The sequence below is a fragment of the Kineosporia babensis genome (assembly GCF_021129305.1).
In the GTDB taxonomy this organism is placed as follows: Bacteria; Actinomycetota; Actinomycetes; order Actinomycetales; family Kineosporiaceae; genus Kineosporia; species Kineosporia babensis.
Map to the genome: position 1 here is coordinate 1 of NZ_JAJOMB010000049.1, position 13,911 is coordinate 13,911.

Annotated in this window: 15 protein-coding genes and 1 pseudogene; 9 read left to right on the plus strand and 7 right to left on the minus strand. The window is 65.1% G+C overall.

Translation table 11 applies throughout. The annotated features are described in order from the left end of the window. Positions 1-452, minus strand: a 452-nt coding sequence (locus LR394_RS43950) for a transposase family protein (RefSeq protein ID WP_407937218.1), incomplete at its 3' end; no start/stop codon positions are given. A 375-nt stretch (positions 453-827) separates the two neighbouring features. On the opposite strand from LR394_RS43950, the gene LR394_RS40555 reads away from it, so the two are divergent. Both LR394_RS40555 and LR394_RS40560 read left to right on the plus strand, forming a co-directional pair. Further along, positions 828-1,409, plus strand: a complete 582-nt coding sequence (locus tag LR394_RS40555) for a hypothetical protein (RefSeq protein WP_231450053.1) — start codon at positions 828-830, stop codon at positions 1,407-1,409. Between the two features lie 271 nt (positions 1,410-1,680). Next, positions 1,681-2,445: an aquaporin gene (locus LR394_RS40560; RefSeq protein ID WP_269330587.1), complete on the plus strand. Its 765-nt coding sequence runs from the start codon at positions 1,681-1,683 to the stop codon at positions 2,443-2,445. 13 nt (positions 2,446-2,458) lie between these two features. Here the strand turns inward: LR394_RS40560 and LR394_RS40565 are convergent, their stop codons facing one another. After that, on the minus strand, positions 2,459-2,836 hold the full coding sequence (locus tag LR394_RS40565; protein ID WP_231450055.1) for an ArsR/SmtB family transcription factor: 378 nt from the start codon (positions 2,834-2,836) through the stop codon (positions 2,459-2,461). 94 nt (positions 2,837-2,930) lie between these two features. On the opposite strand from LR394_RS40565, the gene arsL reads away from it, so the two are divergent. From arsL to LR394_RS40585, 4 genes are all read left to right on the plus strand, one after another. Further along, positions 2,931-4,181, plus strand: coding sequence for an arsinothricin biosynthesis radical SAM protein ArsL (gene arsL / locus LR394_RS40570; RefSeq protein WP_231450056.1), 1,251 nt, complete (start codon positions 2,931-2,933; stop codon positions 4,179-4,181). Positions 4,182-4,212: 31 nt separating this feature from the next. Then, on the plus strand, positions 4,213-5,478 hold the full coding sequence (locus LR394_RS40575) for a GNAT family N-acetyltransferase (RefSeq protein WP_231450057.1): 1,266 nt from the start codon (positions 4,213-4,215) through the stop codon (positions 5,476-5,478). Positions 5,479-5,546: 68 nt separating this feature from the next. Continuing rightward, positions 5,547-6,653, plus strand: coding sequence for a CobW-like GTP-binding protein (locus LR394_RS40580; protein ID WP_231450058.1), 1,107 nt, complete (start codon positions 5,547-5,549; stop codon positions 6,651-6,653). Between the two features lie 36 nt (positions 6,654-6,689). After that, on the plus strand, positions 6,690-7,424 hold the full coding sequence (locus LR394_RS40585; protein ID WP_231450059.1) for a methyltransferase domain-containing protein: 735 nt from the start codon (positions 6,690-6,692) through the stop codon (positions 7,422-7,424). A gap of 71 nt (positions 7,425-7,495) precedes the next feature. Here LR394_RS40585 and LR394_RS40590 read toward each other — a convergent pair whose 3' ends face one another. Next, a complete protein-coding gene (locus tag LR394_RS40590) occupies positions 7,496-8,599 on the minus strand; it encodes a permease (protein WP_231450060.1) in 1,104 nt (367 codons plus the stop codon). A 231-nt stretch (positions 8,600-8,830) separates the two neighbouring features. On the opposite strand from LR394_RS40590, the gene LR394_RS40595 reads away from it, so the two are divergent. Then, entirely contained in the window at positions 8,831-9,229 is a 399-nt protein-coding gene (locus LR394_RS40595) for an ArsR/SmtB family transcription factor (protein ID WP_231450061.1), read from the plus strand. 121 nt (positions 9,230-9,350) lie between these two features. Here the strand turns inward: LR394_RS40595 and LR394_RS40600 are convergent, their stop codons facing one another. From LR394_RS40600 to arsM, 3 genes are all read right to left on the minus strand, one after another. Then, positions 9,351-9,752, minus strand: a complete 402-nt coding sequence (locus tag LR394_RS40600) for an arsenate-mycothiol transferase ArsC (RefSeq protein ID WP_231450062.1) — start codon at positions 9,750-9,752, stop codon at positions 9,351-9,353. Continuing rightward, positions 9,749-10,831, minus strand: coding sequence for an ACR3 family arsenite efflux transporter (gene arsB / locus LR394_RS40605; protein ID WP_231450063.1), 1,083 nt, complete (start codon positions 10,829-10,831; stop codon positions 9,749-9,751). Before arsB ends, LR394_RS40600 begins: the two co-directional genes overlap by 4 nt. A 166-nt stretch (positions 10,832-10,997) precedes the next feature. Beyond that, the gene (gene arsM / locus LR394_RS40610; RefSeq protein WP_231450064.1) at positions 10,998-11,870 is read right to left on the minus strand and encodes an arsenite methyltransferase; all 873 of its coding nucleotides are present in this window, start codon (positions 11,868-11,870) and stop codon (positions 10,998-11,000) included. A gap of 88 nt (positions 11,871-11,958) precedes the next feature. Here arsM and LR394_RS40615 point away from each other — a divergent pair, with 88 nt between their 5' ends. Further along, positions 11,959-12,348 carry an ArsR/SmtB family transcription factor gene (locus LR394_RS40615; RefSeq protein ID WP_231450065.1) on the plus strand — a complete coding sequence of 130 codons (390 nt, stop codon included), beginning with the start codon at positions 11,959-11,961 and terminating at the stop codon, positions 12,346-12,348. 8 nt (positions 12,349-12,356) lie between these two features. Further along, positions 12,357-12,827 carry a GNAT family N-acetyltransferase gene (locus LR394_RS40620; RefSeq protein WP_231450066.1) on the plus strand — a complete coding sequence of 157 codons (471 nt, stop codon included), beginning with the start codon at positions 12,357-12,359 and terminating at the stop codon, positions 12,825-12,827. A 129-nt stretch (positions 12,828-12,956) separates the two neighbouring features. Here the strand turns inward: LR394_RS40620 and LR394_RS43955 are convergent. Beyond that, positions 12,957-13,298, minus strand: a pseudogene (locus tag LR394_RS43955) (transposase family protein); the annotation flags it as partial. Positions 13,299-13,911: the final 613 nt, after the last annotated feature.

Here is a 13,911-nt window from a genome sequence, read left to right on the forward strand (position 1 = left end):
ATGCTCGAGCGGCTCGCGCTCATCGCCAACCGCTCCACCAGACGTGCGCCTGGTCGCCCTCCGAGCATCACCGCTGTCTTCTCCAGAACGCCCCTCAGCGGACGAGTGCGTCGCTGATAGCGTCCAGCCACGCCAGGCACCTGCTCAACGAAAGTAGCCTGAAGGCAAGTTGGTTCAAGACAACGAAACCTGCGGACCGTCAGCAGAACCTGGACCTCTCGTCCAGCGATCGCCGCGTCCGCCAGTCGCCGGACATAGCGGCTATGAACCCGATCTGACATGCCCCCGCAAGCAGTGCACCCGAACTCCGCCACCTCCGAACGCGCTTCGATCAGGACCACCGGCCCGCTCGTGTCCACCCGGCCAATAGCCAACTCCCGCAGATGCGGAAGCAGACCCTGCAGTAGTCTCCCCGTGCCCACGGACAAGCATGATCGACTGCCCAAGATCATGCCCACGGCAACAGAGCGTTACAAGATCACGGAATTTGTGCCAGAGCCACGTTCACCTGAGCGCCATCAGTGTGCTCCGGAGCGTTGCGTTGCGGAATGGACGACGAGCAATGGCCTCGCAACGTCGATGGACAACCGCTGGCCCACATCGCCGTGGTCGACCCGATCGAAGTGGCTGCGGTCCACGTCGTTCCCGGACTTCGTGCTGGTGCCACAGGAGGGTAACGGTTCCGGCCTGAGATGATCGCTCTTGTGTCGGAGATCCGTATTCGCATGATGTCGCGGGGCGACTACGACGGCTGGCGAGAGCGTTGTGGCCCGGCTCCAGGGGTTGAGCCGACCGGGCCGACCTGGGATTCGCCGGACCATTTGCTGATGCTTGCGGTGCAGGCGGACAACACGCCGGTGGGCTGGTTCTGGGTCGACACCCGGCATCCGGCCGGGGTGCCCGATTGCGCGGTGCTGCTGGGCCTCGAGGCCCGGGACGTGGAGTTCGAGGCGGTGGTGTTGGCGGCCGCAGAAAGATTCGTGGCGATGCGGGGGATCGGTGCGATCGAGGAAGGTCAGCTGCGGAGGCGGTTGGTGGTGGAGGATCCTGTGGTCCGGTTCGTCCTGGCTTTCGTGGAGCGGTTCCCCGAGTTCCGGCTGGATTACGAGGTGCATCTGGACAATGAGGGTGGCCTGCTCGGGCATCTGTTCTTCGGTGCCGGAGAAGGGATTACCGACCGGATCGTCGAGGCCTACCTGGGCGACGGCCCGAACTGGCGTCAGCAGTTGGAGTTCCTGGACGAGCATGTCGACCGCTGGGGCGAGGAGGTGCTGACTGTGATCGGGACCAGCTTCTTGTGGCGGTTGCCTTTCCCGGGGCAGCCCGGGTACAGGTTGGCCGGGCAGCTCCCGGTGCGTCTGCGGGCTCTGTTCGACCAGGTGCGGCCGGCCGGCTTAACCCGACCGTGAAACCATGGACGTGGGTGGCCGGGAAAGCCGGCCACCCACGTCCTCAGGGGGTCTATTGACTGCATGTGTGTGTCCTGGCCTGTGACGAGACCGTTGCGCGAAGGTCGTCGATTGGTTCCATACCGGACATTGACCGGCAGTTAAGGATCGAATATCGTCAATCTTCGATCACAGTCGGTTCTCATGGGTATCGACACCGTCGTCGACGCCACCGTGGGGCTGGTGTCTTCTCCGTCGCGTTGCTCGTGCAGTCCATTTGGGGGGCATGCGTATGTCCGGGTCACGTTCGTCTTCGGGTATTCCTGGCAGAGCGCTACTGGCCGAGTTCGTAGGAACCGCGATGCTGGTAACCGTGGTAATTGGTTCCGGCATTGCTGCAGAACAACTTTCGCCTGGCAATACAGGGCTGCAGTTGCTTCAGAACAGCACCGCGACGGTGTTGGGGTTGGCCGTCCTGATCTTGGTTTTCGGCCCAGCCTCCGGTGCACACTTCAATCCGGTCGTGACCACGGTGGACTGGTGGTTCGGCCGGCGTACGGGCGGTCTGCCGCTGCCGCACGTCGGGCTCTACGCGATTGCGCAGATCCTGGGTGCCATCGCGGGCGCCGTTCTGGCCAATCTCATGTATGACCTTGCTGCAGTGGATATCTCTGGTCATGACCGGGCGACCGCTCCGGTGTTGCTGGCAGAGGTAGTGGCCACGGCTGGACTGATCGTGCTGATCTTCGCTCTGGCCAGGACCGGGCGCGCATCGCTGTCAGCCGCTGCTGTCGGGGCCTACATCGGAGCGGCGTACTGGTTCACCAGTTCCACATCGTTCGCCAACCCGGCAGTCACGATCGGCCGGATCTTCTCCGACACGTTCGCGGGCATCGCACCGGCATCGGTGGCGCCGTTCATCGCGGCCCAGATCGTCGGGGCCCTCATCGGTGCGGCACTGGTGGTCGCGCTCTACCCGGACGTCGAAGCGGCGGCCGAGAACGTCGTTGTTCCCCATGAGGAAACAACTTTCGCGGAGATCAAGACAGCGGTCTGAGCGGTCGTCGACCTCAGCGCTTGGCTGGACCTGGAACGGACCCGGCTGATACCGGTTCGCTGCTCAGAGAACTGGTCGGCCGGCCCATGACCGCGTCGGCGGCGCTGGGAAAGCAAGCCACGCAAGCCACATTGATCGAGTAGTAGACCGAAGTGCCCTGACGGTCACGGAACACGAAACGGACGTCCGCCAGGATCTTCAGGTGGTGGGAGATGGTGGACTGCCCGACCCCCATCCGTTCGACGATCTCACCGACGCTCATCGGTTCGGGAGCTAGAGCCAGCAGGTTCAGAATCTGCACCCGGCTGGGATCGGACAGCGCTTTGAACCAGGACGCGTACTCCTCGGCGGTGTCCCGGTTCAGCGGTTGGGCATTCAGCGATCCAGACATGACGTATTGACCATATTCGATCATTGCGTGAAACGACAACAGGCCAGGCGCTGTGCTCGGCGCTTCTTCACCGTCCCGTGTTCTAGGAGGATCTGTGTCCAGCCCGCGTCTGCTCGTCGCCTCGGCCTTCGAGGCGGAACTACAACCTCTGACCTCCGCCTGCGTGGCCGCAGCTGCTCGTTCAGCCGGTGCTGAGGTCGTCGGTTGGGACGCACATCTGCGTCCCGATGACGAACCGCAAGGACCTTTCGATCTTGCCCTGGTCTCCGTGCAACAGTTCGAGGGCCTGGAGCGAGGGATGAACCTGGCCCGGCGGATCACCGCGCAGACGGGTGCTCCGGTCATCACGTTCGGCCAGTACGCCCAGATGAATCATCGTGCCTTCCTTGACGTCGCGGACGGCGTCGTCATGGATGAACCTGAGGCCGTCATGCCGGAAATCGTCCAGGCGGCCGCTGCTGGGGCCGGGTTCGCCCAGGTGCCGGCCATGATGTCGAGCCAGGGCATGCGTCCCAAGCCGCCTCGGCGAAGGATCGACGTGCAGCGGCCGGCCCGCGAGCTGTTCCCGTCCCTGGTGCACTACCCGGCTCATCACTCGGCCTTCGGTCTGACCGGCAACATCGAAGCTTCCCGGGGGTGTCACCACAAGTGCACCTACTGCTCGGTGTACGGCGCCTACGACGGCGGCATCGCCGCCTACAGTGCCGAAACCGTGCTTGCGGACGCTCTCCAGCTGGCTGAGGAGGGGGTGCGGCACTTCGTCTTCATCGACGCGGAGTTCTTCAATTCCCGCACCATCGGGGTCGGGGTCATCCGTCGGCTGACTGAGGAGATCGGCCCGGTGACCTTCGAGTTCACCACCCGGGTCGACCACGTCCTCAGCTATCCCAAGGAACTGACCGAACTGGTCTCGCTGGGCCTGCGCCGGGTCACCTGTGCCCTGGAGTTCCCGTCCAACCGGGTCTTGCGGATCTTCGACAAGCACATCGACGTCGATCACATGCGCGCGGCCGTGCAGGAGTCCCGGCGCCTGGGTTTCGAGCTCATCCCGACGTTCATCCCCTTCACTCCCTGGGTGGAGTACGAGGAACTGCTGACCTTCGAGGACTTCCTGGTCGAGACCGGCCTGGCGCGGGTCACCGATCCGACCGCGCTGCAGACCCGGCTTCTGCTGTTCAAGGGCTCGCCACTGCTGACGTCCCCATGGATGGAGGACGTGGCGACGGTCGATCGCGGCTTCTGGGTCGAGTGGAAACACCCGGACCAGCGGGTCGAGGAGCTGTGGCAGGAGCGCCGTACGGATGCCGAGGGCGCGGGAAAGATCCGCTGCTGCGTGAAGTGCTGATCACCGATTCTGCTGCGGAAGGGAGAACATCATGGGTGGTTCACCGCGCACGGTCGTGACGACCGGGCAACCCCTGCCCGACCTGGACTGGTCGGGGGAGATGACCACGCTCACCGACAGTTGGCCCTACCTGGGGCCGACCTATCTGGGGGCCACAGAAAAGGCAATGCCGGAGGCTCGTGCGTGGCACACGATCGCGACCCGGGCGCGCGGTGAGCTTGCCTTGCTGCCTGGGTACGTCCTGGACAGTGCTCCAGCCGTGGATCACGAACCCCGGACCTACCTCGGCTGGCGAGCGCCCAGCGGGGAGGAAGTGTGCTGCGGGGCGGACGCCGATGCCGGTCGTAGTGCCGAAGTGGACGCTCTGGGAACTGACCCGTTCTTTCCTTCCCTGCTGCTGGGCTCGCCCCTGGGGTACCGGTCCGAAATTGCCTACAACTTCTGGACTCCCACCTTGATGGCGTCGATGGTCAATGCTCTTGTGCCGGCGGCGCTCGAGGCCGGCGTCAAGAGCATCGTTGCGCCGTGGATCCCGGATCGACGGGGTAACGAAGCGCTCGTCACCGCCTTGGAAGACGCAGGAGCCAGCAGCGGCTTCTGGGGGTACGAGGACCACATTCCCCTGGATGCAGACAGCTGGGAGGGGCATCTGGCCGCCCTTCCCGTGAAGAAGAAGCGCCGCATCACCGCGGACCTGCGCAAGGCCGAGGCTTCCGGGTTGGACGTGCGCCGTATTGATGGCGAGCAGATCCGCCCGCATGCCTCGCGTATTGCCGAACTGATCTGCCTGAACCGTGAGAAGAACGGTGCCGGAGAGGAACCAGGGCACATCCTGGGCCTGATCACCGCTCTGCTGGACGAGGGCGCCGACCTGCGTGCCTACTGCGGTTTCGACAACGACGTGCTGGTCGCGGTCGGAGTGACCATCCGTAAGGGACATCGGCTGTTCACCAAGTGGGCCGGTTTCGACTACGACGCGATCGGCGACCGCAGCGGCATCTACTTCGTCCTGGTCCTGGACGCGCCGGTCCGTGACGCCTACGCCGAAGGGCTACGCGTCGTGGAGTGCGGCGCGGGAGCTCACCGGGCCAAGACGTTGCGGGGAGCGCAGTCGCGGGCCATGACGACCGCTCTGCTGGTCTCGGATGCCAGCCTGCGGCCCACGATCGGCCGCTGGCTGGGTGACTTCTCGGCGGGCCGGCGTACGGCCTTCGGCGACGAACCGGAGCGGTCAGTGCCGGTCCTGAACCTGATCCAGCCTGGCAGTTCCGATGGCGGTTGCTGCTCGACGGGCTGAGCCCAGCTTCACGAGTTCCTCCTCGCCAGCGCTTCCAGCACGACTTCATGGATGAGACGGAGAGCTTCATGATCACTTTCATTCCCCTGACCGGGTTCCTCGGCGCCGGCAAGACCACGACCATGACCGCCACCGCGCTCGCCCTCCAGGCAGCCGGGCACAAGGTCGCCGTGATCACCAACGACCAGGGGGTCGAGCTGGTCGACACCAAACTCGCGCGCAGCCAGCTGGACAGCGTCGCCGAGGTGACCGGCGGATGCTTCTGCTGCCGCTTCGAGGACCTCGTCGAGGCCGTGGTCGGGCTGGTGGACTCGGACGCGGTCGACACCGTTATCGCCGAGGCTGTGGGTAGCTGTACCGACCTCCAGGCGACCGTCGTGCGGCCGTTGCGGCGCTACTACGGCGACAGCATGGTGGTCACCCCGCTGACCACCGTGCTCGACCCGTTCCGCTATCAGGCCTTCAGCCGGGCCGCCGAACGAGGCGAACCCGAGTCGGACCTGTCCTACCTGTTCCGGCAGCAGCTCATCGAGGCCGATGTCATCGCCCTGAACAAGCTCGACCTGCTGCCTGCGGACAAGGCCACGACAATGCTCGGGAAACTGCGTCAGGACTACCCGAACGCCGTGGTCGTGGGGTACTCCGCCACCCAGGGCGAGGGCGTGTCCTCCTTGCTGAACGCCTGGGAAGGCCCTTCAACCAACGAGGATGTCATCCTGGACGTCGACTACGACCGCTACGCCGCGGCCGAGGCCCAGCTTGCCTGGATGAACCAGGAACTGCAGGTGTCTGCCTCGGGCGAGAGTCTGGATCCGACGGCCTGGGCTCACCAGGTCCTCACCCATCTGTCCCAGTGGTCGGCGCAGCAGGGCGCCGTGATCGGTCACGCCAAGCTGACGGTCGAGCTTCCCGACGGTGACTTCGTGAAACTCAGCCTCACCGAGGCCGGGGCCGAGCCCACGACGGACCGCACGGCAGCGGCGACGAGCGACGAGGTCAGAGCTGTGGTGAACGCACGGGTGGCTGTCGAGCCGGATCAGCTGGACACCGCCGTCACCGCCGCCGTTGCGGCTGCGGACCTCGCCACGGGCGCGACATCGTCCGCGACGTCCCCCGTGTCGTTCAAGCCCGGGTACCCGACCCCGGTGCATCGGCTCGCTGCGGCCGGCGCCTGAACCGGGAGCACGAATGACGAATGAGACGGACGAGGTATGACCGAGACGAAAACCGATCTGCTGCAGGGTGTTCAGGAGTACTACCGGGGTAAGGCCGCCGAGGCCGAAGGCGGTGCCAGTTGTTGTTCCCCGTCCATGGAGGCCTTCGGCGCCAGCAATTACGCCGGTATCGAGGTCGAACTTCCACCGGATGCCGCGGTGCTGGCGAGCCTGGGCTGCGGTAATCCCACTGCCGTCGCCCAATTACGTGAGGGCGAGACCGTCCTGGATCTCGGATCGGGTGGGGGACTGGACCTGATCCTCAGCGCCCGTCGGGTCGGACCGGACGGGCGGGTGTTCGGCCTGGACTTCCTCGAGGAGATGCTGGCACTGGCCGCACGAAACATCGACGACGCCGGCGTCGAGAACATTGTGCTGCTGAAAGGCAACATCGAAGCCATCCCCCTGCCCGCCGGGACTGTCGACGTCATCATCTCCAACTGCGTTATCAATCTCTCCCTGGACAAGCCCGCCGTCTTCGGTGAGATGGCCAGGGTTCTCGTTCCTGGAGGGCGCATCGGGATCAGTGACGTGGTGGCCGAGGACGACCTGTCCCCAGCCGACCGCTCGGAGCGCGGTAGCCACAGCGAGTGCATCGCCGGCGCGCTGTCGATCTCCGAGTACCGCCACCTGCTGGAAGCGGTGGGACTGGAGAACGTCACGATCACCCTGACCCAGCAGGCCGCAGACGGCATGCACACCGCCATCATTCAGGCGGACCGGCCGATCTAGAACCGCATCGACGACGAAGGCCGTTGCAGAAACTCCTGCAACGGCCTTCGCACGTACCAGTCCGAGAGCGCTCAGAGCAACGGCAGCAGAGCCAGGCCAATGCTGACGCTGCCGATCAGACCCACCCCGAGATAGACCAGGAAGACCCTGGTGTTGACCACACTGCGCACCGCCACCATGGCGGGGATCGTGGTCACGGCCCCACCCAGCAGGAACGTGACAGCAGCGGCGGGGAGCATGCCCTGCTCCAGCAATCCGTTGACGACGGGGATGGCGCCCACGCCGTTGAGGTAGAGCGGAACGCTGATCAACCCTGCCACGACAATCGACACCAAGCCGTCGACGCCCAGGATGTGCTCCACGACGGTGTCGGGCACGTACATCACGACCAGTCCCTCCAGGACGATGGCCAGCAACAACCAGCGCCCCAGTTGCCAGGTGTCCGTCGCGATGTCCTTCAGTACGTCTTGGGCGCGTAGCGCTCGCAGGTCGCGTCGGGCGAGGGTCAGCCATGGGGTTCCGTCGTCGACGAAGTCAGTCCCGGACGGGGATGATGAACAGGAGCTCTGCTCGGGCTGGGCGCCGCTGCAGCTGCTGCTTGCTGGCTGAGGCTCACGTTCCAGGGTGGTGACGGCAAGGGATGTCTGGCCCGCGTCGGTCTGGGCCTGAGAGGTCACCGCAGCTGAGGGAGCTGAGGAACACGACGTCTCGGCTTCGGCCTTGACCTGTTCAGCACCTCTGAGCGGGTGGGCGAAGTAGCCCCGGCGCTCCAGCACCAGCACCAGCACGCCCGCACCGAAACTCAGGATCAGTGCGCCGACCAGACGACCCGTGGCAATCGGGAAGCCCAGTTGAGAAGCCGACAGCGCATAGATCTCCGGGTCCATGGACGGAGAAGCGACCCAGAAGGCCATCACCGCCGAGAGCGGCACTCCCGCGATCAGGAAGCGCCTGATCAGGGGGATCACGGTGAAGGAGCAGAAAGGGCTGAAAGCACCAATGGCCGTGACCACGGCAATCCCCGTCACGCCGCGTCGGCGGAAGCTGCGCCGCGCCAGCACATCGATCGAGAGTTTCTGGACCGCTACGCCCAGCACGATCGCGAACAGGAACCACGGAGCCAGATGCAGACTTTCACTTGCCACGAACTCGGCAAGGTTCAGTAGATCGCTCAAGGCAGACCTTTCGAGGGACGGGTGGCGACGTCACGGTGAGCGGTCGGAGAGTCCAACCAGCAGATCTATCATCGAAGATAATCGATCAATGATCCCAGGGGCAACCGGCGGCAACACGTGTGCCGCTGCAGGGCGGCCTGATCGGCGGCGACAATGTGGCCGGGGTGCCCGACCCTTGGGCATTTCGGCCAAGGATCGACAATTGTGAATGCTGTGGTCAGACTGATGTGCATGACGTCTGCGCAGACCGCTCGCCAGCAGTCGGAGTCCACGTCCTGCGCTACGAATGCTGCCGCTTGCGGCTCGACCGAGGACGGTGGGTCGATTCGCAGCATTGAGGAAGCGCAGGCACTTGCCAGCCTGCTGAAGGCCCTGGCCGAGCCTGCGCGGCTGCGGCTACTGTCCCTGGTGGCCGGCCGCAACGGTGGGGAGATCTGTGCCTGCGATCTGACCGAACCGGTCGGGCTGTCCCAGCCGACCGTGTCCCACCACCTGAGAATACTGGTGGACGCAGGTCTTCTGGCTCGCGAAAAACGTGGTGTGTGGGCATATTACAGTCTTGTTCCCGAGCGGATGGACCACATCACCCAGGCCCTTGGCCGGCTTCGACCTGTCCACGCGGATGAATGATCGATCACTTCAGCGATCACGTGAGAGGGCGGTTTTGGCTTGTCTGTCCGTCACAGTGGGCCACAACGGTCTGAAGATCGTCAAGGATGGCGGGTCGACAGCGTCGGCGTGGGGTCCTGCATCAGGAACCGAACTGGAGTGCCAGAGCCAAAACTCGAGTGTTGATGTCGTCACGGACCAGGCGCATGCGTTCCATTCCCTCGATGCCGCGCAGGGAAGGTTCGTCGGTCTCCCAGGTGATCACCGGTGTTCCACCGACCGGCTCGACCTGGGCCTCAGCCCCGAGGACCACCACCAGATCGGCATCGGCAACCATGTCCGACGTGAGGGCCTTGGGCGTTTGACCGGACATGTCGGCGCCGACCTCAGCGAGCGCCTGCACGGACTGGGCGTTCAGCTTGCTACCGGGATCGGTCCCGGCGGAATCGACCGCGATGCTGGCCCCGGCGTGCTGGCGCATGAGGGCAGCAGCCATCTGGGACTTGCCGCCGTTGCGGACACAGACAAACAAGACCTTGGTCACCGCTGGGCTTGCCTTTCTGTTGAGTTGTCAATTCTTTGAGCGTTGCCCGCGGCGGGGTAGTAGCGGCCGCGTAGCCACAGAGCAACGTAGACCAGCGCGACCAGGGCGGGGACCTCGATCAGAGGACCGACGACCCCGGCCAGGGCCTGTCCGGAGGTGACACCGAAGGTGGCGATGGCCACCGCGATCGCCAGTTCGAAATTGTTGCCCGCGGCGGTGAACGAGAGCGTGGTGGTCTTGGCGTAGCCCAGGCCCAGGGCGTGCCCGAAGGCGAAGGATCCGCCGAACATGAGCGTGAAGTAGACCAGCAGCGGCAGCGCGATCCGGGCGACGTCGAAGGGCTGGCTGGTGATGGCTTCGCCTTGCAGGGCGAAGAGCATGACGATGGTGAACAGCAGTCCGTACAGCGCGATGGGCCCGATCCTGGGCAGGAAGCGGGTCTCGTACCAGGTGCGGCCCTTGCGGCGTTCGCCGATGGCGCGGGTCAGGTAGCCGGCCAGCAGGGGGATGCCGAGGAACACCAGGACGCTGACAGCGATTGCGCCGACGGAGAAGGAGACGCTGGTGGTGGCCAGACCCAGCCAGCCGGGCAGGACCTGCAGGTAGAACCACCCCAGGCCGGCGAACGCCACGATCTGGAAGACGCTGTTCAGGGCGACCAGGACGGCGGCGGCCTCGGAGTCCCCGCAGGCCAGGTCGTTCCAGATCAGGACCATGGCGATGCAGCGTGCCAGGCCCACGATGATCAGGCCGGTGCGGTACTCGGGCAGGTCGGGCAGCATCAGCCAGGCCAGCGCGAACATGACCGCCGGGCCGAGCAGCCAGTTCAGCACCAGCGAGGCAACCAGAAGGCGCCGGTCCCTGGTCACGGCAGCGGTCTGGTCGTAGCGGACCTTGGCCAGGACCGGATACATCATCAGCAGCAGCCCGATCGCGATCGGCAGGCTGACTGAGCCCACCTTGACCGCATCCAGTGCCTGGTCCAGGCCGGGCACGACCGCGCCCAGCACCAGGCCTAGCAGCATGGCCGCGATGATCCAGACCGGTAGAAACCGGTCCAGCACTGACAGCCGTGCCATCACCGGCGCCTGTCCGGGCTGCCCGGGCGCCGCCGAGAGTGGGACAGGGGTGGGGTTGGAACTCAAGGCAATCCTTGTTCTGGAGTCGGCCCGTGCGCGGCGCCGAAGCGGGAGCGTTCTCCGGCGTCGCGCTGTGCGCCTTGGGGGTGGTCGCGGTGAGTGGGGCTCAGCAGCAGTCGGTTGGCCTACCGAGCTGCGCTTCGTGCTGGCCGGTCTGGCTGATGAGCGGCCGGACTGGGGGCGCGTCGGCGGGCTTGGTAGCGCGGATGATGGCCCCGTGCATGCCCGGGACGGCCTCATGGGTGAATTCGACTCCCGCGTTGGCGAAGCCGGCGGCGGTCAGGCCGTCAAGGTATTCGCTCTTGGATAGAGCTCCGGCGATGCAGCCGACGTAGCTGCCGCGTTCGGCCCGCTCGGCCGGGGACAGATGGTCCTCGGCCACGACGTCGCTGATCCCGATCCGCCCGCCCGGGATCAGGACACGGAACATCTCCGCCAGGACGGCGGGCTTGTCGGTGGACAGGTTCACCACGCAGTTGCTGATCACCACATTGATCGAGGCGGCCGGCAGCGGGATGGCCTCGATCTGGCCCTTCAAGAACTCCACGTTCGCGGCATCGGCCTTCGCCGCGTTGGCGCGGGCCAGGGCCAGCATCTCTTCGGTCATGTCCAGCCCGAAGGCCCGACCGGTCGGGCCCACCCGCTTCGCCGACAGCAGCACGTCGATCCCACCGCCCGAGCCCAGGTCCAGGACCCGGTCGCCCGGCCGCAGCGAGGCGACCGCCATCGGGTTCCCGCAGCCCAGCGACGCGGCCAGCGCCTCAGCAGGCAGGCCTTCCACGTCCTCACTCGCGTACAGGCCGGCCCCGAACGAACCGTCCAGAGCCATCGAGTCAGCCGCAGCATCCGGACCACAACACGAAGCCGACGAAGCCCGCGCACCCGTGCTGGTCACAGCGATCGCGGCAGCGGCGTACCCAGCCCGGACCTGTTCGCGGAGATCTCCAGCCTGATCGCCCTGCTGGGTCGGTGACGTCATGACCTACTCCAAGAGATAGATGTCTGTCGATGTCTGATCCTGGACCAGGGATCGACAATCGTCAATGTCTTGGCTCAGACTGGTGCGCATGACGTCCGTGCAGATCGCCCGCCAGGCACCCAAGGCCCAGGACACGTCGTGCTGCACCCCTTCAGGGAGCGGGCCGATCCCCAGCGTCGAGAAGGCGCAGAAATTGGCGAGCCTACTCAAGGCACTCGCCGAGCCCACCCGGTTGCAGCTTCTGTCGCTGGTGGCCGCGCACGAGGGCGGTGAGGCATGTGTGTGCGACCTGACCGAACCGGTCGGGCTGTCCCAGCCCACGGTCTCGCATCATCTGAAGATCCTGGTCGAGGCCGGCCTACTCACCCGCGAAAAGCGCGGCGTATGGGCCTACTACACCCTTGTGCCCGAGCGCGTAGCCCACATCGCCTCAGCCTTGGGCCACTTCACTGCTCCCCAGATGCCGACCGCCCGATGATCACGCCCATGACGCCTGAGCATGCCGGGCAGGTACTGGACATCTACCAAGCCGGAATCGACGAAGGCAACGCCACCTTCGAGACCAGCGCACCGGACTGGCTCACCTTCGACCACACCAAACTGCCTGAGCATCGGTTCGTCGCACTCGAGGACGACACCGTCCTGGGCTGGGTCGCCGCCAGCAAGGTTTCCGACCGCCTGGTCTACAGCGGCGTCGTGGAGCACTCCGTCTACGTCGCCCCCAGCGCCCGGGGCCGCGGCGTGGCCACCAGGCTGCTCGACGCCCTCATCGCCTCCACTGAGGCGGCGGGCATTTGGACGATCCAGTCCGGCATCTTCCGTGAGAACACCGCCAGCTTGGCTCTGCATCGGCGCCTTGGCTTTCGCACCATCGGTAGTCGCGAACGTATCGGCCGTCACCACGGCACCTGGCGCGACGTCATGCTGCTCGAACGCCGCAGCCCGCACATCATCTGAGCGAGCAGGCGCTATCGCTTCAGGTCCTCGGCAGCCTCGAGTTCGGCTTCCCAAAGGGCGATCTGGTCCTCGCCCATCCACGCAAGCTCGCCCTCGGACCAGTCGTACGGGACGGTCCAGGGTCACCCGGATCGTCTTCTCGTCCGGCACCCGGAACCGGCCTTGTGGCGGGTCGAACGGCATCCGCAGCCGGGACAGATCCACCTGATTCGCACCTTTGAGCCGCTGCCCGACCGCGGTCAGCCGGTCATGCCCCGCGGCCGTCATCGCGCACAACGCGGCGGCTACCAAAGCGGCCAGCGGATGCACTAAACTCTGCGGCGCACGGGGATCAGGCAGGGATTCCAGACACGACCAGACCTCGCTCGGAACACCAGCGACACCCGGCTCGTCGTACTCGACGACGCAGGCCCCGCACGCGACAACGTCAATCCGGGTACGTCGCACCCCGTTCATAGAGATTTTAGACATCCCTATGACTACCAGCGACGTGCCCGCCCAACCTCCCCGATCCACACCGGTCAAACCAGACCAGCCGGCTTCACGTCGGAGCCCTGATGTTGTTCAGGCCCTGACTATCAGATCCTGAGGGATGTCGGCAAAGGATCAGTAGGCAGAAAAGCTTGATCTAGATCACGCCGTAAGTGCCCATTCGGGCATCTAATCTGCATCTTTTCGACGCACATAAAGAGCGCAACAAGTCAAGATTTGAATCCTTTCAGCGTGAAGTTACGGTGCTGTCAACCATGGCTCACTCGGAAGGGATTCGATGTCGACAGTGCGCTGGCCGAAGGGCTTGTTTCGCATCTCAGTTCTGATACTCGCTCTAGGGCTCCCAATACTGGCCCCTCAAGCAGCAAGAGCGGACGCAGACGGCTCGCCGCTCGTTCAGAATCTTGACTCACTGCCTGATTCGCAGTGGCGAGAAATCGACTCCTCGGGAAGGATTTCTCTTGGCGGTGGCGGAATCGCGGAAGCTGAGCTACCCGCTTCTTCAGCTGGTTCTGGAAATGGGTCCGCAGGCAGAGGCGAGATTGCAAGATCTTCGGCTTCTCAAGTGTCGGACCAATGCGCGAAACAAAGT